Source organism: Selenomonadales bacterium, from assembly GCA_018335585.1.
Taxonomy (GTDB): domain Bacteria; phylum Bacillota; class UBA994; order UBA994; family UBA994; genus UBA994.
The window spans coordinates 64,427-84,309 of sequence record JAGXRZ010000020.1; the positions used below are offsets into that span (position 1 = coordinate 64,427).

Below are 19,883 nucleotides of genomic sequence, written 5' to 3' on the forward strand. Positions count from 1 at the left end.
TTCGCCCTCCGATTGCGGAAAAGCCGAGCTTGCGCTCGGCTTTCTCTACTTCGCTAGTTCCACAGCCCTAGTCTCTCTGATTACCGTCACCTTAATTTGTCCCGGGTATTCAAGCTCTGCTTCTATGCGCTTAGAGATGTCACGCGCAACCCGCACAGCGCCCAAGTCATCGATACGCTCCGGCTTCACCACGATGCGGATTTCGCGCCCGGCTTGGATGGCGTACACTTTATCCACACCGTCGACGGATGAGCCTATTTCCTCGAGCTTCTGCAGACGCTTAATGTAGTTCTCAAGGCTCTCGCGGCGTGCACCGGGCCTTGCGGCCGAGATTGCATCCGCTGCCGCCACCAGTACGGCTTCTATAGACTGCGCTTCCACGTCGCCGTGGTGCGCGGCAATGGCATGTACGACTGCGGGGTGCTCGCGGTACTTTTTAGCCATATCGGCACCGATTGTTACGTGCGGGCCCTCTACTTCGTGGTCAAGCGCCTTGCCGATATCGTGCAGAAGCCCCGCGCGCTTAGCGACATGCACGTCTACGCCCAGCTCCGCAGCCATCGCGCCGGCAAGGTGAGCAACCTCTAGCGAATGCTTGAGAACGTTCTGACCATAACTGGTGCGATAGCGCAGGCGCCCTAAGAGCTTCACGAGCTCTCCGTTTAGGCTGTGAATACCAACTTCAAAAACGGCGCGCTCGCCTTCCTCGCGAATGCGCTGCTCAACTTCCTTTTGCGCCTTCTCCACTACTTCTTCAATGCGGGCAGGATGAATGCGGCCGTCGGCGATAAGCTTCTCGAGGGCAATGCGCGCCACTTCACGCCGCACGGGGTCAAACCCAGAAAGGATTACTGCTTCAGGAGTATCGTCGATAATCAGGTCTATGCCGGTAAGCGTCTCTAGCGCACGAATGTTACGCCCTTCGCGCCCGATGATGCGACCTTTCATCTCGTCATTTGGCAACTCCACGACGGATACGGTCGTTTCGGCGGAATGGTCTGCCGCGCACCGCTGGATGGCAATCGTGACAATCTCGCGGGCACGTCTGTCCGCTTCCTCACGCGCCTCGGCTTCAACTTCCCTGATCAAGAGCGACGCTTCATGGCGAACCTCTTGCTCGACGTTTGCCAGCAATATAGCACGTGCCTCTTCTTGGGACAGCGCGGCCACCCGTTCGAGCTCAGCCTGCTGCCTCCCTACTAGCTCTTCGGCGCGCTCCTTTAGCCTGTTGAGCTCAGCTTCTTTGCGTCCCAGTTGATCGTCGCGACGTTCAAGCTGCTCAAGTTTCTTGTCAAGCGTCTCGTCCTTTTGCAGAATGCGACGTTCCAGTCGCAGAATCTCCGCCCGGCGCTCCTTAATGTCACGCTCGGCCTCTTGCCTGAGCCTATGCACTTCATCTTTGGCCTCAAGTATAGCTTCGCGCTTCTTGGCTTCCGCTTGTTTTTTGGCATCCGCGACGATGGTGTTGGCGACAACTTCCGCTTCTCCCGTGGCTTTTTCACTCACACGCTTGCGATATAGAAATCCGCCATATGCAGCGGCAGGTAAAGCTACCAATAGTATGGCAATAATCACAAATTCGATACTAAGCCCTCCTCTCCTAAAAATCTACAAAAAAAGACCGAGAACCCTCGGTCAGCTGAACGAAAGGTGCCTAGAGCGTTGCTACTCTCTGGCATCATTCTAGCCTTCAGGCTGTCCATTGTCAATACAAGTGTCGTCGAGTGCCCTTACCGCCGCGCGTATTTCCTGCGTTGAGAAGCCCTTGCGCCACAGATGTCTCTCAACAAAGGCCGCGTCCTTCCCCCGCGCAAACAAAGCCTGCGCCAAGCGCTGTGCTACTGCGCTGGCGTCGACTTGCTCTCGGTACGTCTTAACTGTATCTTCGATTAGTGCTGGCGGCAGACCGCGACTTTGGAGGCGCTGGCGAAACCGCAGAGCGCCGGCGGCAGGTTGTATGCTGGCATTCTCAAGTAGATTGGCGGCGACGCGGCTGTCGCTCATATACCCCTGCTCCACAAGTTCCTGACATAGCGCTCCGGCCTCGCACGGCAAATAGCCGCGCTGTAACAGCTTGTTGTAGAGCTCGCGACGCGTATGGTCGCGCCTAGCTAATATCCTAAAGGCAGTTTGGCGAATATCTTTACTCCTCAAACGTATCGCCGATGTTCTTAAGCGAGATGTTACCTGCGCCTAACTTCTCGCGAATGCGGGATTCCACCTTGCCGGCTATATCTTGACGCTCGCGCAAGTAATTCTTGGCGTTTTCTCTGCCTTGTCCTAACCTCTCGTCCTCAAACGAGTACCAGGCTCCGCTTTTAACGATAATGTCCATATCGGTAGCCGTATCGAGAATGCTACCCTCGCGGGAGATTCCTTCGCCGTACATAATGTCAAAATCCGCGACTCTAAACGGAGGCGCTACCTTGTTCTTAACGACCTTGACGCGCGTGCGATTACCCACTACATCCTGACCGGACTTAATGGATTCTGTGCGCCTCACCTCGAGGCGAATGGTGGCGTAAAACTTAAGGGCCCGGCCTCCGGGAGTCGTTTCTGGATTGCCGAACATGACGCCGACTTTTTCCCTTAGCTGGTTGATAAAGATGGCGGTAGTTTTGGATTTGCTGATGGCGCCTGCTAGCTTGCGCAGGGCCTGCGACATAAGGCGAGCCTGCAGACCAACGTGTGCGTCACCCATTTCTCCTTCAATCTCCGCACGCGGCACGAGGGCAGCTACGGAGTCCACCACTACGACGTCTACTGCGCCACTGCGCACTAGAGCCTCGGCTATCTCTAAGGCTTGCTCGCCTGTGTCGGGTTGCGAAACCAAGAGGTCCTCCAAGTTGACCCCTACTTTGCGAGCATAGGAAGGGTCGAGGGCATGCTCGGCGTCGATAAAAGCGGCTATTCCGCCGTTCTTCTGTGCTTCGGCGATGATGTGGAGGGCGACAGTCGTCTTACCGCTAGACTCAGGCCCATATACTTCAATTATACGGCCGCGCGGCACCCCCCCTACGCCTAAAGCAATGTCTAGCGACATGGCGCCGGTGCGAATAACTTCAAGTGCAGCTCTGTCACTGTCTCCCCCTAGCCGCATTACCGAACCTTTGCCAAACTGCTTCTCAATCTGATGCAACGCCATTTCTAGAGCCTTCTTTTTCTCCATCCCGCGCGCCTCCCATCCAGTACTGCTAGCATTATATACTAACGAACAATTGTTCGCAATAGCTACTTTTGCCTAAGCAGCGAGTGCAATAGCTCGAATGCGGCTAACGCGGCTTGCCGTTTGATGGCCGCGCGCTCTCCGCTGAAAAAAAAGCCGTAAACTTGCAGGCGGTCATCTACGCTTACCGCAATAAACACTGTCCCTATCGGCTTCTTTGCGCTTCCACCATCCGGTCCTGCAATTCCGGTGATGGCGATAGCCGTGTCCGAGCCAAACAGCGCTTTTACCCCACGCAGCATTTCCTCCGCACACTGCACGGAAACTGCACCAAAACACTGCAGCGTTTCTGTACGCACGCCAAGCAGCTGTACCTTAGCGGCGTTAGCATAGCAGGTAACTCCGCCTAAAAAAAAGCGCGAAGCACCGGGCACATCCGTAAGCGAGTGACCGAGGAGTCCACCCGTGCACGACTCGGCTATGGCTAAAGTCATGTTCCTGCCAGACAGCTCAAGGCTTAGTGCGCGCGCCGCTATTTCAAGTGTCTCCACAGCTAGGATACTTCCCGCGGTTGTCTTTCGCCTAGAATATCGCCGGCTGCGCGGAAGTAGTCAAGTCCGGAAGTAATTGTGAAAACAACGGCTACCAGAAGCGCGATGTCCTCAAAGGGGAAACCCACTAAGGAGAAGGGGTAATTGTTGACCATCACGGCTGTTATGGCCACGATTTGTGTTATAGTTTTGACCTTGGCAAACTTGCTCGCGGCCATAACTCTTCCCTCGGCCGCGGCGATGCTGCGGAGTCCGGTCACGGCAAACTCTCGCCCGATGATGACAATAGCTATCCAAGCCGGCAGGGCTGACATGGCCACCAAAGAAACTAGCGCCGACATGACCAGCAGCTTATCGGCGAGGGGGTCGAGGAGCTTTCCTAGATTGGTGACACTCTTTTGCTTGCGCGCTACATACCCGTCCAAACCGTCCGTCGCCGCAGCCAAGATAAAAATGCCTGCGGCAATAAACTCGCCATATCGCGCCTGTTCAAAAACAAAGAAAAGGAACACAGGCAAGAGAAATATGCGAGAAAGCGTAATCTTATTGGCGAGATTCACCGGCATACACCCCCAGCAAATCGTATTCCCGTACTTTCTCGATATGCGCGCGAATCAACTGCCCTTTGCTTGCCTTAACGCCGCGGACGTACACTGCTCCGTCGACTGAGGGCGCGTCTTTAGAGGCCCGCCCCTTAACCCCGTTACCTTTAGGCCACGCCTCTTCCACTAACACATCTACGGTGCGCCCGAGAAAGCGCTGATTTCTCTCGCGACTGATACTTTGTTGCAGAGTCATAAGCTCGTCGTAGCGGAGGTCTTTAGTTTCTTCACTGACTTGATCAGCCATAGACTCTGCGGGGGTTCCCTCCTCGCGCGAGTACTTAAACACACCCACGTGGTCAAACCAACCCTCTGCTACAAAGTCATAGAGTTCCGCAAACTCGGCTTCCGTTTCCCCCGGGAAACCCACAATAAAAGTAGTGCGGATGGTGACGTCAGGTATCTGAGTGCGGATCTGTGCAAGGAGCTCTCGTATCTCTGCCGGGGTGCCGCGGCGGTTCATGGCTGCGAGTATGCGCGCATTAATATGCTGCAGCGGCATATCTATATACTTGCAGACGCGGGACAGTTTGGCAATAGCATCTATCAGTTCGGGCGTAAAGCCGTCGGGATAGCAGTAAAGAATGCGCAGCCAAACGATGCCCTTAATCTGCGACAGCTCATTAAGAAGCTCGGGCAAGCGAGAACGTCCGTAGAGGTCGCAACCGTAGCGCGTCGTATCCTGGGCAATAAGGTTAATCTCTTTTGCACCGTTTGCGGCTAACGCGTTGACCTCGCGCACAACGCTCTCCATGCTCCGACTGCGGTACTTGCCCCGCACGTGCGGAATGACGCAGTACGAACAGAGGTTATCACACCCCTCGGCAACCTTCACGTAGACGCTGTACGCGTCTGTCGGTGTGCGTGCAATTTCGTCCTCGTAGGCATAGACTGCCTCGCCAACGGCGGTTATGCGTTCCCCTTGTATTGCCCGGTCGATTATTTCTGCAATGTCAGGGAAGCTCCCGGTGCCAACCACGGCGTCGATTTCCGGCATTTCCTGCATCAACTCGGTCGCATATCTCTGCGACAGGCAGCCGGTTACGACCAAAGCCTTACAGCGCCCCTTTTTAAGTCGTGCGGCGCAGAGAATCGCCTCGACGGACTCTTCTTTAGCCGCAGTGATAAAGCAACAGGTGTTGACAATTACTGCATCAGCTTGCGTGACTTCGGTGACTAATGTATTGCCCCGCTGGCAGAGCAAGCTCTGCATTAGCTCAGCGTCTACCTGGTTTTTGGCGCACCCTAGACTTATCGTCGCGATTTGCATGATGTCCTCCTCTGTTGTCGTTTTGCTGCAATGGGCGCACAGGGCCGGGCGGGACAAGGCATTTTGGCCCGTATCCTATCAAGTCATCCCGCCCGGCATCCCGCAAGGCTTTCCGCACCGTAGCGTGATTCTTAGGCAGGAAATACTGCAGCAGCGAGCGTTGGGCGTTTTTCTCGGCCGCACTCCGCGGCACATGTACGCTCTCCTGTGTAAGCGGGTGAATGCCCGTGTAGTACATAGCGGTAGAGAGTGACCCGGGAGTCGGTATAAAGTCCTGCACCTGCTCGGGTCGCAGGCGTTCATCCCGCAAATACTCCGCCATCTCTATAGCATCGTCAAGGGTGCTACCGGGGTGACTGGACATAAAGTATGGCACGACAAACTGCCGTTTGCCTAAACGCACGTTCACTTGTTCGTAGCGCCGTAAAAACTCCTTATACACGGCCTGCGGCGGTTTCCCCATGAGACGGAGCACTCTGGCCGATACGTGCTCCGGAGCAAGCTTGAGCTGACCGCTGACGTGGTGCTCACATAGTTCGCTCAGGAAAACGTCGTCAGCATCAAGGAGGACATAGTCAAAGCGCACGCCCGAGCGCACAAAAACCTTCTTCACGCCCGGAAGGTTTCGCACGGCGCGCAGTACAGCTAGGTACTCGTCGTGCCCGGCACACAGGTTACGACAAGGCTTTGGAGACAGACACTCCTTCCCGCGACAAGAGCCCTCTTCTGCCTGCTTGGCGCAAGCCGGCGTGTGAAAATTAGCCGTCGGGCCGCCGATGTCATGGATATAGCCCTTGAAGTTCGGCAAAGTGGTGAGCAAGCGCGCCTCCGCTACGATTGAGTCTAGGCTGCGCCGCTGAATGACCCGCCCTTGATGGGCGGTCAGAGCACAGAAAGAACAGCCGCCGTAGCAGCCGCGATGGCTCGTGATGCTAAACTCGACTTCATCGATGGCCTTGACGCCCGCTGCACTATAACTTGGGTGCGGTCGACGTGTAAACGGCAGGCCATAGACCCAGTCCATTTGCTCTATGGTAAGCGGCACGGGAGGCGGGTTGACGCAGACATAGGCGTTCCCGTGTAGCTGGGCGAGTGTGCTCCCGCCAAACGGGTTTTCTTCGTTACGCGCTAGGCGAAAGGCTTCGGCAAACTTGATTTTGTCCTCAACAATCGCCGCAAAACTTGGCAACAGGACAGCTTCTCTTGGCAAGGCAGACGACAAGTAACAAGCGCCGCGAATGTCGGAGTAATCCGTTAGGCCTTCCTTCAGCCGCTCGGCGACGCTTAAGAGCGAGAACTCGCTCATGCCGTACAAGAGAAGGTCTGCTTTGCTGTCAAGTAGCACCGAGCGGCGCAGTGCGTCTGCCCAGTAGTCGTAGTGAGCAAGGCGCCGCAAAGATGCTTCGATGCCGCCAAGAATAATCGGTAGGCCCGGCAACGCTTCTCGCGCACGATTGGCGTAGACGACGGAGGCTCGGTCAGGTCGTAGCCCGCCTACACTGCCGGGCGAAAAGTCGTCGACGCGGCGCGGTTTATGGGCCGCCGTGTAGTTAGCGACCATGGAGTCTAAGTTCCCGGCAGTAACCAGTACCGCGAGCTGTGGCCGACCAAGCACCTTAAAAGCATTTAGTTCACGCCAGTTTGGCTGCGCCACAATGCCAATGCGGTAACCGGCACCCTCTAGCACCCTAGCTACCAAAGCCGCGCCAAAGCTTGGGTGATCTACATAGGCGTCGCCGGTAATCAGGACAAAATCTAGTTCATCCCATCCGCGCTCTGCCATCTCCTGTTTGGACATCGGCAGCGGTCGGGACGCTTTGCCTCTACGGGTTAGGTTTGACAAAGGCATACTCCCTTACAGCTTGGGTTTGTGCGGGTAGCATAGAACCATTAACCACAATGTCCACAACCCTAGCTCTTCCTAGGCGCAACTCGATTCTTTCAGCGGCGCGAAACGTCCTTGCCTCACCGGTCATAAGCGTCATGGAACTTCGTTCTCCATCTACGTTAACCGAGAGCCAGCAACTCTCGGTGCGCACTCGCACTACTAATTCCAGAGGCCATTCTCTTACCTCGATTACGTCGCGGATTCCGACGCTCTCGCGCAGTGTCCATGCGGGAGCAGGCGGCGTCGGTGGAGGCGGCGGTGTGGGTGTTTCCGGTGGAGCGGTGGGCGGCAAAGTCACCTCCGGCGGGGGCAAAGGCGGGGGCGAGGGCGGCGAAGTCCAGTAGACGTAGTATAAGCCTGCGCCAAAGAGCGCCGTCAGCATAATGGCCACACCCGCCCACCGTCGCCACGGAACGGGTGGGACTGGTCTATAGGTAACGGAGGGGGTAGCTGTAGACGCGGTCAGCGAGGCAGTAGCAGACAGCGGCAACTGAGAGAAATCCACGCCGAGCTCCTCGCTCAAAGTGCGAAGAAAGCCACGCAGGTACACGGCTCCGACGGCTAGTCTCTCGACTTCACCTGCCTCGATAGCGGCAATAATGTGCGGCCTAATCTTGGTCTTCATGTAAAGGTCTTCGATGGACATGCCCTTAGCTTCCCGCGCCGCCTTAAGCACAGCACCTATTTCCTGCACTGTCTCACCTCCCTACGAAATGCCTGAACGCTTGGCTTGCTCTAAAATCCCCTTCACGAGGGAATGGTTTTTGTTGATGGTCCTTGGCTTACTGCCGTCTGCCGCACCGACAATGCCGGCCTCCTGCATCTGGTCAACGATGCGCGCGGCACGCGTGTATCCTAGGCGCATCCGGCGCTGCAACATCGAAACCGAGGCTTGTCCGGTCTCGACTACGACGCGCACGGCATCATCGAAGCGTTCGTCAAGTCCCCCCTCGCCCTCCCGCGCCGTATGGTCGACTTCTTCGAGGCGGTCAAGTGCTTCTACGTAGACTGCTTCACCTTGGCTGGAGACAAAATCTACTACTCGTTCTATTTCACGGTTTGAGATAAATGCGCCTTGCACGCGCCTCGCCTTGCTCTGGCCGACAGGTAAAAACAGCATATCTCCCCGGCCGAGGAGCTTCTCCGCCCCCATCGAATCTAAGATGACGCGCGAATCCACCGCAGAAGACACGGTGAACGAAAGCCGCGAGGGAATATTCGCTTTGATCAGCCCGGTAATGACATCTGTTGAAGGGCGCTGCGTGCCGATTACTAGGTGCATGCCGGCGGCACGCGCCATTTGGGCTAGGCGGCAGATGGCTTCTTCTACTTCATTGCGCGCTACCATCATCAGGTCGGCAAGCTCATCGATGACGATAAGGATGAGCGGCATCCGCTCGGTCCCCTTTTCCTTAGCGCGCTCGTTATACCTGTCAATATCTCGCACGCCGGCGCGCGCAAAAGCCGCATAGCGCTTCTCCATTTCGCCTGTCGCCCACTTAAGTGCGGCAGCAGCCTTTTTGGGGTGATTTAGCACGGGTGCAATTAGATGTGGCACCCCGTTGTAGGCCGAGAGCTCTACTACCTTAGGGTCAATCAGCATCAACTTCACTTCGTCGGGGCGCGCTTTAAACAGCACACTGCACACTAATGTGTTGATGCACACGCTCTTGCCTGTACCTGTGGCGCCGGCGATTAAGAGGTGCGGCATTTGCGCAAGATCCGCCACGACAGCGTTGCCCTCGATGTCTTTGCCTAGCGCCACAGTAAGGGGAGCCGTGGAGTTTATGTACTCTGTACTCTCTAAGACATCGCGCAATAAGACCGAACTGCGGGCTTTATTGGGCACTTCGATGCCTATGGCTGCTTTCCCGGGGATAGGCGCCTCAATTCGCACGCCTTCACTTGCTAGGCTCATCGCTAGGTCATTACTTAGCCCCGTCACTTTGCTCACTTTAGTACCGGGAGCCATCTGGATTTCGTAGCGCGTGCACGTCGGGCCGCGAGTCACGTCAACCACTTTGGCCCTAATCCCGAAGTTAGCCAAAGTCTCCTCCAAAATGCGAATGTTTTCTTTCTCTTCGCGGCTACCGCGCGCGTTGCTGGCCTTTAAGCCCCGATTAAGCAAGCTTAGATCCGGCAAAGTATAGTCGCACTGCGGCAGCTTCAACTGCTCCACGCGCTTGGCCAGAGGCTTGTGAACGGGCGCGTCGGGTAGTGGCGGCTCTGGGAGAGGTTCCTCTTGTAGCGGCTCCGGTAGCGGCTCAACTAACGTTGGTGGCATCTCGCTGGAAACCGCCGGCTCCGGTCTCAGGTGGGGCTTTGTTTGCAGGCTTTGACTTATTACGCGGTAGGTTTTGGCGCTCAGTGCGACACAGAAGCCGGCTACGGCCCGCAGTGATCCGCCGGTAAGCAAAAGCAAGCCAATCACAGCTAAGCTCCACACCAGAATCCAGGCGCCGAGGGCACCAAACAGGCTAAGCGACAACCGGCCGAGCAGCAAGCCCAAAGCACCGACTCCGCCGCTATTAGCGAGTGTCAGCAAGGGGCGTTGAATCGGCGGAATAAGCAGGTACAAGAACACCAAACCGGCAGAGACGAGCAACGCCAGGGACAGAACTACCTTAAGCGAAGCACGGCGCGTAAAGGTGATATAAGCGGCATAGTAAAGCATCGCCATCAGAAAGACCCATGCCCCCCTGCCGCCAAAGCCAAGCCCAAAAAGGTAGTTGCTGACCCGGCCCGCTTGTCCGGTAAGCTCGGGCCAGATCAGGCTGATTAGGGCGAAGATAGCGGCAACCAAGAGCAAGAGGCCACTCACCTCTTTGGGGAGGCCTCGGGCAGAGCGCGCTGCAGGGTGGCGGCGTGGCATGGGCAACCTCCTATCTCACCAGTAGCATAGTCAAAATACCGACAGCCCACACGTAGTAGGCAAAATAGCTGAGCTTGCCGCGCTTTAACATTTGTACAAGGCCTAGAATAGCCAGCACGCCGGTAAAAGCAGCTACTAGGACGCCCACAGCTATCCACGACAAAGGCACTGTAAAACCCACGTCGAGCACAGCAGGTATCTCAAGCAGCGATGCCCCTAAAATTGCCGGGATTGACAAAAGAAAAGAGAAGCGCGTGGCAGTCTCGCGGTCGTAACCGAGGAAGAGCCCGGTACTAATGGTGAGGCCCGAGCGCGATATGCCTGGCGTAATAGCCAAGCCCTGGGCTAGGCCGACCGCTAGGGCATCTCGAATACGCATATCCCAGAGTGTCTTCGTCCCCTGCAGGCGGCTAACCACAAGCAAGATAATGCCGGTAACAATTAAAGCAAAACCAACAAAGCGCGGCGCAGAGAAGAGAGCAATAAACACCTCTTTTAGCCCTACGCCAATTAAGCCCGTGGGCACGCTAGCGAAGAGGAGCAGCAGCACCAGACGCCTATACAGCCTAATTTCGTCATCCTGCATGCCGCTTGGCACAAAACCCACGAAACTAAGGCAGGCTACCAGTAGCTGCTTAATGTCCCGTGCGAAAACGATGCATACCGAGAGCAATGTCCCAAGGTGCAACGCGACCTCAAGTGCTACGCCCGGAGCCTGTACACCCAAAAGATGCTGTCCCAACACCAAGTGCCCGGAGCTAGAGACGGGGAGAAATTCGGTAAGCCCTTGGATTACAGCGAGAGTGACAATGTCGCCGAGCGTCAACGCGTTCGCCCCTTTCGTACTAAAAGCATTATACCACAGGGCTTAACAGCGCTGTGGTATAAGGGACAAAAAGAGAAAGTGAATTCTCAAATCACCCTCCCCGGCGAGAACTCGGGCGAGAGAAAATCGCGGGGGTTGGTGCTAAGCAACTGCACTATCTGGTACTTTCCGTCCGGCAGCGGCAGAACGCGCAAGCGTCTGCCGCGATATGCTATCTCGTGCAAGGGGGGCACTTTGTCAAGTTCTGCGAGTATGATCTCCTCGGGGATGATGGTGTATAGCATCAGTGTTCACCTCGCGCGAGCGAGCGCAGTTTGGCGAGGGCCTCCCCCAGTCCGCCTACGCTGTCGATTAAGCCTGCGTTTACTGCTTCCTTGCCGACAACCACGGTGCCGATATCGCGCGCTAACTCCCCGGTGCGAAACATCAGCTCGCGGAAGCGCTCGGTGGTGATGCGACTGTTGCTGACTACAAAACGCACTACACGCTCCTGCATCTTGTCGAGATAGTCAAAGGTCTGTGGCACACCGATGACGAGTCCCGTAAGCCGTATGGGGTGAATAGTCATCGTAGCCGTTTCGGCGATGAAGGAGTATTTCGCTGCTACCGCAATAGGCACACCAATGGAGTGCCCTCCGCCCAAAACTAAGGAGACTGCGGGCTTGGACATGCTCGCGACCATCTCGGCAATAGCGAGCCCAGCCTCCACATCGCCGCCCACGGTGTTAAGGATTAAGAGCAGGCCTTGAATCTTTGGGTCTTGTTCTATAGCCACCAACTGGGGGATGATGTGCTCGTATTTGGTGGTTTTGTTTTGCGGCGGCAGAATCATATGTCCTTCAATCTGCCCCACAATGGTCATGGCATGAATGTTGCTTTCATTGGATGGCAGTTGTGTCTGCCCTAATCCTTGGATTACCTCTAGGTTCGTACCGCTGTCCTTGTTCTCCTGCTGCTCTGAAAACACCACTTCTCCTCCTCTTGCACCACACCCCTAGTGTGCCTGAGGCTTCCGGAGAAAATGCAGTGTTACGCCTTGCCGACTGCCTGCAGGGCTTGCTCGACAATCTCGGCCTCCGCTTTGCTGATGGAGTAGAGAGGCGGCCTAAGAGCCCCTCCCGCTAAGCCGAGGCGGTTTAGCGCCCACTTTAGCGGTATGGGACTTGTCGTGCAGAACAAGGCCTTAAACAGCGGGAAAACCTTTGCGTGCACTGCCTGCGCTTGTTTGTAGTTGCCCGCGAAATGGGCGCGGAGCATCTCTGCAATCTCCTGCCCAATGATGTGGGAAGCCACGCTTACCACGCCCTCTGCCCCTACAGCTAGCATAGGCAGTGTCAGTGAGTCGTCCCCCGAGTAAAGGACAAAATCTCTACGTACCGCACGGATAATCTCGCTGACTTGGTCTAGGTTGCCGCTCGCTTCCTTGATGCCTAGGAAAGACGAAGCCTGCGACAGCCTCACTACAGTAGACGGTAGCATGTTGCAGCCGGTACGGCCGGGAACGTTGTAGATGAGAATGGGAACGTCGACAGCGCGCGCCACCTCTGTGAAGTGATGATACAGGCTGTCTTGCGGCGGCTTGTTGTAGTATGGAGTCACTACCATTATGCCGTCGGCACCTGCGTCTACCGCAGCACGCGCTCCTTGCAGTGTATCGCTAGTTGAGTTTGTGCCCACGCCCGCGAGCACCTTAGCTCGCCCGCGGCATACATCTTGGGTTAGCTCAATCAGCAGGACGCGTTCGGCGGCAGAAAGAGTAGGCGACTCGCCCGTCGTGCCAGATACGACAATGGTTTCCGTGCCTGTAGCAATAAGGTGTTCGGCTAGGCGTCTGACGCACCTTTGGTCAAGATTCCCTTCCTCGTCAAAAGGGGTCGCCATGGCGGTGAGCAGGCGTCCGAAATGCATTAGATCCATCCTTTCTTCTACTCTGTGTTTAACCCGAAGTGCCGATGCAAGGCTTTAGTAGCCGATTCAACATCTCCTTGGTCAATCAAGACCGAGATTGTCAAGTGCGAGTCGCTCGACTGCAGAATACGTACCTGTGCTTCGCGCAATGCGGCAACGACACGCGACATCACCCCGGGCACCCCGCGCATACCAGTGCCGATGACGCTCACCTTTGCGCAGCCACAGCGGAAATCCGGCGCGAGCGGCAAGGTCTCTAGCGCAGCACGCGCTTTCTCAACATCTTCTTCCGGAATGATAAAACGCTTAACTTCCGGACTAACGTTAATGAGGTCTACACTGACGCCTGCTCCTGCCAGGCGGCTAAAGATGTCAAGCTCAAGTGCTCCGTCGTCGCTAGGCGTGGCGATGGACACGCGTGCTACTTTAAGAATGTGGGCTACGGCCGTGACCGGTCGGCCGCGTTTGTTTTCATAGAGGACGGCGTTGGCAATCGTTGTCCCCGGCGCGTCTCCACATGTGCTCTTCACGACCAAAGGAATATTGCGCTGCATGGCCAGCTCGACTGCCCGCGGATGAATGACTTTTGAGCCTTGGGAGGCCATCTGAAACACCTCTCCGTAATCTAAGAAGCTGAGCACTTTGGCTTCAGGCACAAGACGAGGGTCAGCTGTCATAATACCTTCTACATCGGTGTAGATCTCTACGTTAACAGCGCCTAAGGCCACGCCTAGCGCTGCCGCTGTAGTGTCGCTCCCGCCCCGCCCTAGGGTTGTGATGTTTCCTTCACTGCTTGCTCCCTGAAAACCTGCTACCACAGGTACGATCCCTTGTTTCAGGAGGCTTAGCACGAAGGTCGGGTCTACTGCGGTTATTCTAGCGTCCCCAAATGAATTATCTGTCATGATACCTGCCTGCCAGCCGCTAAGTGGCAGGGGGTTAAGCCCGGCCTTGCGTAAGGCGCTAGCCATCACGGCAACCGAGATAAGCTCTCCGCAGGCCATCACTAAATCCCGGTCACGCGCGCTAGATACTCCCGCTTGATTTACCAGGGTCAGCAAAGTATCGGTAGCATACGGTTCGCCTAGGCGCCCCATCGCCGAAACCACGACTACGACTTCATGCCCTTTCGCCTTAACCCCGCGCACCTTGCTGACCACGTGCTCGCGCATAGCGGCTGTAGCTACGGATGTCCCTCCAAATTTTTGAACAACAATTGCCATTGTGTGCCTCCCGTCCTCCCGCTAAGTCCTCGATACCAGTACAGGCTGAAGCTGAACGCCAGCGAGCGCCATTTCCGCCGCCTTGGGGATGAGCTCCATCGCTGCGACCAGTGAGTTTGGTTTGACTTCCGGATTGTCTTGGCCATAGGGAACGAGAAAGATGTGCTTGGTGCTCTGCAAGCGAGCTAAGTTCACGGCGTTTTGTCCAAGCCCATCGTTAGTGGATATAGCTATAAGTACCGGGCGCAGGTTGCGCAGGTGCGCTTTTACGGCCATAGTCACGCTCGAATCTGTAATACCGCCCGCTATCTTAGCTAGAGTATTGCCAGTACATGGTGCCACGATAACTAAGTCGAGCAGTTTCCCGGGGCCGATGGGTTCTGCCGCCGTAATTGTATCGATAATCTCTGGCGCCCCGCTTGCCGCAAGAACTTGGCTTCGCCACATTTGTGCACGGCCAAAGCGGGTATCTGTGCGCGCGGCCGTCTCACTCATAATGGGCACAATCTCCGCACCGCCCTCACGTAGGCGCAGTATCTCAGGCACCACGGCTGCGAATGTGCAGTAGGAACCGGTTAACGCGAAACCAATTCTCTTGCCCTTCATTTTACCTCTCCTCCGGTAGATTTTCTATGATTATGCGCGGCAATACCCGCCCCAAAATGTGCCCGGCGGTCTCGGGAGTGAACTTCCCCGGCAGACTCGGAGCCAGTATGGCGGTGCGACCTAGCTTCTTGGCGGCCTGATAGTCGACGCCTCCGGCGCCGGAAGCTATATCGATAAGGACACTGTCTCGGCGCATACAGACTAGCACGTCTTCCGTAAACACCAGAGCGGGCACTGTGTTAAAGAGGAAGTCATAACTGCCAAGTCCGCGCGACATATCGCCGATATGTTGCGGGCTGTGTCCTGCTGCGAAAGCTTGGGCCAGCGCCCCCGTCTGTCTGGCTGCCACCGTAACGTGCGCTCCCATGCCTTTAAGGAGCGCGGCAAGGGTGATGCCGCAGCGGCCGTAGCCTACTACCAGTGCTCGGCTACCGTGAACTGTTTTGACCGCCCTATCTTGCGCTAGGCGCACGGCACCTTCCGCCGTGGGCACAGAGTTTAGGTAGGCTAGCTCGTCGTCTGCGCCGATTTCGCAGATTCGCCAACCATTGACGGCACCTAACTCACGCAACTGTGGCCTTGCCACTCCCGTCAGCACTAATAGACCGCGTGAGGACAGCGTGTGGTCTAGGACGAGCGGCGCGTCGTCGTAATACGATTGCACGCGGCCTTTGGCATCCATACCTGCCATCGGCAGGAGCAAAGCGTGACACGCCCTAATGCCTGCGAGCAAGTCCACCGGAACAACGTCCAGATAACAGGGAAGGCGCGTGAGTCCCACTGCTAGGATTTTTGCGCCTGCCTGCAGCAAACTCGGCAAATAGTACTCAGTTCTTCTATCACCGCCGACAATTGTAATTGCTAGACCCGCCAGCACAGCGCTCATAGGTTCTCCTCCCTTTTGGCGTCTACCACCACTATATGACAGCCAGTGGGAGATGGTGAAATTGAAGAGGCCTGTAAGTTTGGCTTACAAGCCTCTACGACCCACGTCGATGATGATCATATCCTGGCCGACCTTCTTTACGGAGTGCCACGAGAGCGTTATTTCCTGTCCGCCCTTAACCATTCCCAAGAAACTACGTCTGACTATTACCACGGACAGAATCTTTCCCGTGCGAGCGTTGACGATGAGGTCGCTGTCCCCGAGCAACCCAAGCCGCGACCCATCGTGTGTGTTAATGATTTCTTTACCGGCGAGCTCACTAAACCTCACAGGCATCACCTCATCACCATCTTATGAGCAGGATGAGGCGGCCAATACACAATCTCGTCAGCTACGCAGAACCTCTGCAAGATTGGGTAGTTCTGCCGTAGGACCTAAGGCGCACAGCGTGAGCTGGTCAAGCGCAAACACACGCTTAGCTAGTGACTGCACATCTTCTAACGTCACTGCCCCAATGCGCTCGAGAATTTCGCCGGTATCCTGAACTCGCCCGATCAGGAGAAGGCCTCGCCCCATGCGGCTCATGCGGTTAGCCGTGCTCTCTAGCCCCATTACTAATGCCCCTTTGACCTGCTGCCGCGCGCGGCTGATTTCTGCCTCGCTCACCGGAGTGTTCTTCATGGCCGTAAGCTCGCGCCCAATGGTCTTCAGGAGAGTGGTAGTGTTGCGGGCAGAAAGTCCGGCATAGACGGCAAAGTAGCCGGCCGATACAAAGGATGCGCTGTATGAGTAAATGCTGTAGGCCAGACCAAGCTCTTCTCGGATTCCCTGAAAGATGCGCGAGGACATGCCGGCACCGAAAATGTTGTTCATAATGTTCATAGTGTAGATGTCCTTGTCGCTCCACGCTACACCCGGAAACCCCAGACAAAGGTGAAGCTGCTCAATTGGGCGCTCAATAATACTGACGCGCTCAGAATAAGGCAGATTATCTATAGTGTCGCTGACACACACGCCTTGACTCTCGAGGTGAAAGTGTAACTTCACTAAGCGCGCGAGTTCGTCGTGGCTTACGTGCCCACAGGCTGCGACGACGATATTCTCTGGGCAGTAGTGTTTGGCGTAGAACTGGCGGCAGGTCTCTACGGTAATGTCTGAGATGCTCTCACGCGACCCAAGTATGGGCCGCCCCAAGGGGTGATACGGCCAAATGGTGCCCGCTAGTTTGTCATGAATCAGTTCATCCGGCGCGTCCTCGTACAGAGAAATCTCCTCTAGGACGATTTGCTTTTCGCGTTCGAGGTCCTCCTCGGAAAAGAGTGGCCTGCTAAGCATGTCCGATAGAACTTCTACGGCTAACGGCAAATGCTCATCCATTACCTTGGCAAAGAAGCAGGTGTATTCTTTCGCTGTGTAAGCGTTGAGTTCGCCACCGACATCGTCAAATGCTTCGACAATGTCGCGCGCGCTGCGCGACTCTGTCCCTTTGAAAAACATGTGCTCTAAAAAGTGTGACATACCCATCTCCTCGGGTGACTCGGCAAAGGTACCGCATCTCACCCAGAAACCGATGGTCACCGTCTGTACATGGGGTATGTGTTCGCTGGCTATTCTTAAGCCTGAGTCCAGTTTAGTTACTTGCATGCTTTGACCTCCGTTACTGAATTTGCCTATTCACGCAAATTCAAGGGAACCCTGCTCAGCGTGACACCGCGATAAAAGCGGCGAATGATGCCCTGGTAATCCACCCCGGCTTGCGCTAGACCGAACGCCCCCCACTGCGACATACCTACGCCATGCCCGAAACCTGAGCCGGCAATCTCTACAGACGCGGGCCTAGCCGGTAGAAGGTTGAAATATGCTCCGGCCAACCTACCTGTTTCCAGACGAAAGGAGGAAAGCCTTGGCGTCCCGCGGAAGGGAAGTCGGAAAGAATCTAGCACCAGTATATCAAACTTGGTACTCCGCATCTGTGCCCTGTCTAAGGCGCCCCTAAGGTCAGAAGCAGGAATGTCTACGGAGCCAAGCAGTGAAGTGACGCGTACTGAGCGAACATGCCCGGCATCGACGTGTTCCGCAATCGCTACGCCAAAGACATGAGCTACGTTGATTTGACGTGCTCGCAATCGCCGCTCAAAGTCCCCTATAGCCACACGGTGTGTCCACGTTAAGGGCGGCTCCTCAGGTATGGGAACGCCGCGCAGATATGGAGCTACCCCGCCCCAGACATGTTCGCTGTTGCGCGTATGCCCCCCGGCATGGGCGTGATACACAGCGTCGATCACAGCTCCGGCGTAAGTAATCACCATCCCGCTTGTTGCGGTTACAGCTTGCGTGCTGCGCGGGTGTTCGCTGCCCTTAGCATGATAGGCTTGGCAGTGCACCGTACTGCAAAGGTCGAACCCGTCATGACGATGGCGGTTCTGCTGCCTTACCGCATATGACCGAGCTGCTAAGGCTTGGGCTTTGAGTGCGTCAAGCGGCCACGCCGCAGGCATTTCGTTTGGGACTACGCCTAGCAAGTACTCCTCAAGCGGCAGGATGTTAATCGAGGTGAGCAGCCCCCGCCGATTAGGGTTAAAGACGATGACCCCTCTAAAGGACGCGCCGTCCACTCTAACCGGCTGCCTGTCTCCGCCAAAGCGCAGGGAGTGGTCGCTCAAGCGAAGCACCCTGCCCCCCGGCAACGTAAGCTCGAGCCGCGAAGGAGAGTCGGCGGCTTTCACCGGCACATAGACCGTCTCAGTTTCCCAGAGGATTTCCACATCATTCTCTAAGAGCGCTAGCGCATGTCTATTTCCGATGCTCACTATCTGCGTGGGATAATGATGAAGAGAAGCGCGCTGCAGGTAGATAGCCGTTGACTTTGCCGGCACGGTAGCGATGCTTACGCGCGGTGCGACTAGCCTTAAACTAATCGTCTCCTGCGCAGGCCAAGCAAGCGCATGCACACCTTGTCCGTCGCGCCAGGCAATGCGCTCGGCGCCGACACGCGCAGAGAGATGTCGTTCGTTCCACCCTATGCTAACCTGTGCATTCGCTTCTTCTGGCAGCATCAGGCATACAAGTAACCCTAGGAACAAAAAGAGAAACTTCACGGTCTGGCCTCCCATACGTCCTCTGACGGTACTGCAGACAGCAAAGTACTTACAGGTACTAAGGCGTACCCTTGACCAAGGATTGCCGGAATCAATTTCGCCAATGCACCTGGCGTCTGTTCAGTCGGGTGCATAAGCACAATGGCTCCGTTGTGGACTCTGCCAAGCACGCGCTTGACTATTCTCTCTACACCCGGGCGCATCCAGTCCGCAGTGTCTACACTCGAGAGCACGGTGATGTACCCGAGCTCGGCTGCTATTCGCACTATACGCTCGTTAAAGTCGTTATAAGGGGGGCTAAAGAATGGCACCGGAACATTCCCAACTGCTCTCTGAATGGCCGCCGTAGTACGGAGAATCTCCTGCCTTATCTCCTCATCCGAAAGCTTAGGCAGGTGTGGGTCCGAATATGCATGGTTGCCAAACTCGTGCCCGTGGCGCTCTATCTCTCGCACAAGTTCCGGGAACTTATCTGCCCAGCGGCCGACGATAAAGAAAGTCTTGGTTAGATTATACTGCGAAAACAGGTCGAGGACTTCCAGCAGTTCTTCGTTCCCCCACGCGACGTTCACGACAAAAGCAATCTGTCGCTTGGCTTCGTTGCCGTGAAAGATGGGCCTGTCGAGCGCCGGGGGCTCGGGCAACAACAAGCGCCAGGCGAAACTAACTGCTTGGTTAGGGTGCGCCGCTAAGCACAGTGCGAGGGTCGCAGCAACATCGACTTCTCTGCCTGCCAACCCAGGGACAACCCCTCCGGTACGCGGGTCTACCTTAGGCGAGAGAGGGGCGCGGTACACTTCGGTCGCTAAGACAAGCACTAGTTCGCTTAGGCGATCCTCCGTGTAGCCCCCAATATCCCGCCCGTCGAGCGTTACGCCGCGCGCCACGCGGAGCGTGTGTTGTTTGATAGGGCGCACCTCAAAGTAGACGGTGCCAATGAAGACACTAAGCAGCATCAGCAAAGCAACTCGTTTCATAGACCCGAGC

20 protein-coding genes are annotated in these 19,883 nt (G+C 56.1%); all 20 read right to left on the reverse strand.

The genetic code is table 11. The annotated features are described in order from the left end of the window. Nucleotides 1–45: 45 nt before the first annotated feature. Nucleotides 46–1,569: a ribonuclease Y gene (gene rny, locus KGZ66_02610; protein ID MBS3984479.1), complete on the reverse strand. Its 1,524-nt coding sequence runs from the start codon at nt 1,567–1,569 to the stop codon at nt 46–48. Between the two features lie 114 nt (nt 1,570–1,683). After that, a complete protein-coding gene (locus KGZ66_02615) occupies nt 1,684–2,154 on the reverse strand; it encodes a regulatory protein RecX (protein MBS3984480.1) in 471 nt (156 codons plus the stop codon). Continuing rightward, a complete protein-coding gene (recA, locus tag KGZ66_02620; protein MBS3984481.1) occupies nt 2,144–3,169 on the reverse strand; it encodes a recombinase RecA in 1,026 nt (341 codons plus the stop codon). The genes KGZ66_02615 and recA overlap by 11 nt, the downstream gene beginning before the upstream one ends. Before the next feature lie 62 nt (nt 3,170–3,231). Beyond that, nucleotides 3,232–3,717: a CinA family protein gene (locus KGZ66_02625; GenBank protein ID MBS3984482.1), complete on the reverse strand. Its 486-nt coding sequence runs from the start codon at nt 3,715–3,717 to the stop codon at nt 3,232–3,234. Between the two features lie 2 nt (nt 3,718–3,719). Then, nucleotides 3,720–4,277 (reverse strand): CDP-diacylglycerol--glycerol-3-phosphate 3-phosphatidyltransferase, encoded by a 558-nt coding sequence (gene pgsA / locus KGZ66_02630; protein ID MBS3984483.1) that lies wholly within the window; start codon nt 4,275–4,277, stop codon nt 3,720–3,722. Beyond that, nucleotides 4,261–5,592: a 30S ribosomal protein S12 methylthiotransferase RimO gene (gene rimO / locus KGZ66_02635; GenBank protein ID MBS3984484.1), complete on the reverse strand. Its 1,332-nt coding sequence runs from the start codon at nt 5,590–5,592 to the stop codon at nt 4,261–4,263. Before rimO ends, pgsA begins: the two co-directional genes overlap by 17 nt. Further along, on the reverse strand, nt 5,537–7,438 hold the full coding sequence (locus KGZ66_02640; protein ID MBS3984485.1) for a YgiQ family radical SAM protein: 1,902 nt from the start codon (nt 7,436–7,438) through the stop codon (nt 5,537–5,539). The genes rimO and KGZ66_02640 overlap by 56 nt, the downstream gene beginning before the upstream one ends. Then, a complete protein-coding gene (locus tag KGZ66_02645) occupies nt 7,413–8,171 on the reverse strand; it encodes a DUF4115 domain-containing protein (protein MBS3984486.1) in 759 nt (252 codons plus the stop codon). Before KGZ66_02645 ends, KGZ66_02640 begins: the two co-directional genes overlap by 26 nt. Nucleotides 8,172–8,183: 12 nt before the next feature. Beyond that, nucleotides 8,184–10,349 carry a DNA translocase FtsK gene (locus KGZ66_02650; GenBank protein ID MBS3984487.1) on the reverse strand — a complete coding sequence of 722 codons (2,166 nt, stop codon included), beginning with the start codon at nt 10,347–10,349 and terminating at the stop codon, nt 8,184–8,186. Nucleotides 10,350–10,359: 10 nt separating this feature from the next. After that, nucleotides 10,360–11,175: an undecaprenyl-diphosphate phosphatase gene (locus KGZ66_02655; GenBank protein MBS3984488.1), complete on the reverse strand. Its 816-nt coding sequence runs from the start codon at nt 11,173–11,175 to the stop codon at nt 10,360–10,362. Nucleotides 11,176–11,261: 86 nt separating this feature from the next. Next, complete coding sequence (locus KGZ66_02660; GenBank protein ID MBS3984489.1) at nt 11,262–11,459, reverse strand: YlzJ-like family protein; 198 nt, start codon at nt 11,457–11,459, stop codon at nt 11,262–11,264. After that, nucleotides 11,459–12,037: an ATP-dependent Clp protease proteolytic subunit gene (locus KGZ66_02665; GenBank protein MBS3984490.1), complete on the reverse strand. Its 579-nt coding sequence runs from the start codon at nt 12,035–12,037 to the stop codon at nt 11,459–11,461. Before KGZ66_02665 ends, KGZ66_02660 begins: the two co-directional genes overlap by 1 nt. A 167-nt stretch (nt 12,038–12,204) precedes the next feature. Then, nucleotides 12,205–13,083 (reverse strand): 4-hydroxy-tetrahydrodipicolinate synthase, encoded by an 879-nt coding sequence (dapA, locus tag KGZ66_02670; GenBank protein ID MBS3984491.1) that lies wholly within the window; start codon nt 13,081–13,083, stop codon nt 12,205–12,207. A 17-nt stretch (nt 13,084–13,100) separates the two neighbouring features. Then, nucleotides 13,101–14,306, reverse strand: a complete 1,206-nt coding sequence (gene dapG / locus KGZ66_02675) for an aspartate kinase (protein MBS3984492.1) — start codon at nt 14,304–14,306, stop codon at nt 13,101–13,103. A 21-nt stretch (nt 14,307–14,327) separates the two neighbouring features. Continuing rightward, nucleotides 14,328–14,912, reverse strand: a complete 585-nt coding sequence (locus KGZ66_02680) for a dipicolinate synthase subunit B (protein ID MBS3984493.1) — start codon at nt 14,910–14,912, stop codon at nt 14,328–14,330. Nucleotide 14,913: 1 nt separating this feature from the next. Beyond that, nucleotides 14,914–15,798, reverse strand: coding sequence for a dipicolinate synthase subunit DpsA (dpsA, locus tag KGZ66_02685; protein MBS3984494.1), 885 nt, complete (start codon nt 15,796–15,798; stop codon nt 14,914–14,916). Nucleotides 15,799–15,882: 84 nt separating this feature from the next. Then, entirely contained in the window at nt 15,883–16,128 is a 246-nt protein-coding gene (locus tag KGZ66_02690) for a YlmC/YmxH family sporulation protein (protein ID MBS3984495.1), read from the reverse strand. A gap of 57 nt (nt 16,129–16,185) precedes the next feature. Beyond that, on the reverse strand, nt 16,186–17,442 hold the full coding sequence (locus tag KGZ66_02695; protein MBS3984496.1) for an insulinase family protein: 1,257 nt from the start codon (nt 17,440–17,442) through the stop codon (nt 16,186–16,188). Between the two features lie 26 nt (nt 17,443–17,468). Further along, nucleotides 17,469–18,896, reverse strand: coding sequence for a SpoIID/LytB domain-containing protein (locus KGZ66_02700; protein ID MBS3984497.1), 1,428 nt, complete (start codon nt 18,894–18,896; stop codon nt 17,469–17,471). Then, nucleotides 18,893–19,873, reverse strand: a complete 981-nt coding sequence (locus tag KGZ66_02705) for a polysaccharide deacetylase family protein (protein MBS3984498.1) — start codon at nt 19,871–19,873, stop codon at nt 18,893–18,895. The genes KGZ66_02700 and KGZ66_02705 overlap by 4 nt, the downstream gene beginning before the upstream one ends. Nucleotides 19,874–19,883 lie beyond the last annotated feature (10 nt).

What these genes read in the sequence shown, in the direction of transcription:
- KGZ66_02660 (MBS3984489.1), bottom strand. Translation starts at nt 11,459, where the DNA reads ATGCTATACACCATCATCCCCGAGGAGATCATACTCGCAGAACTTGAC.
- dapG (MBS3984492.1), bottom strand. Translation starts at nt 14,306, where the DNA reads ATGGCAATTGTTGTTCAAAAATTTGGAGGGACATCCGTAGCTACAGCC.
- KGZ66_02705 (MBS3984498.1), bottom strand. Translation starts at nt 19,873, where the DNA reads ATGAAACGAGTTGCTTTGCTGATGCTGCTTAGTGTCTTCATTGGCACC.
- dapA (MBS3984491.1), bottom strand. Translation starts at nt 13,083, where the DNA reads ATGCATTTCGGACGCCTGCTCACCGCCATGGCGACCCCTTTTGACGAG.
- KGZ66_02650 (MBS3984487.1), bottom strand. Translation starts at nt 10,349, where the DNA reads ATGCCACGCCGCCACCCTGCAGCGCGCTCTGCCCGAGGCCTCCCCAAA.
- dpsA (MBS3984494.1), bottom strand. Translation starts at nt 15,798, where the DNA reads ATGAGCGCTGTGCTGGCGGGTCTAGCAATTACAATTGTCGGCGGTGAT.
- KGZ66_02695 (MBS3984496.1), bottom strand. Translation starts at nt 17,442, where the DNA reads ATGCAAGTAACTAAACTGGACTCAGGCTTAAGAATAGCCAGCGAACAC.
- KGZ66_02680 (MBS3984493.1), bottom strand. Translation starts at nt 14,912, where the DNA reads ATGAAGGGCAAGAGAATTGGTTTCGCGTTAACCGGTTCCTACTGCACA.
- KGZ66_02640 (MBS3984485.1), bottom strand. Translation starts at nt 7,438, where the DNA reads ATGCCTTTGTCAAACCTAACCCGTAGAGGCAAAGCGTCCCGACCGCTG.
- KGZ66_02665 (MBS3984490.1), bottom strand. Translation starts at nt 12,037, where the DNA reads ATGACCATTGTGGGGCAGATTGAAGGACATATGATTCTGCCGCCGCAA.
- recA (MBS3984481.1), bottom strand. Translation starts at nt 3,169, where the DNA reads ATGGAGAAAAAGAAGGCTCTAGAAATGGCGTTGCATCAGATTGAGAAG.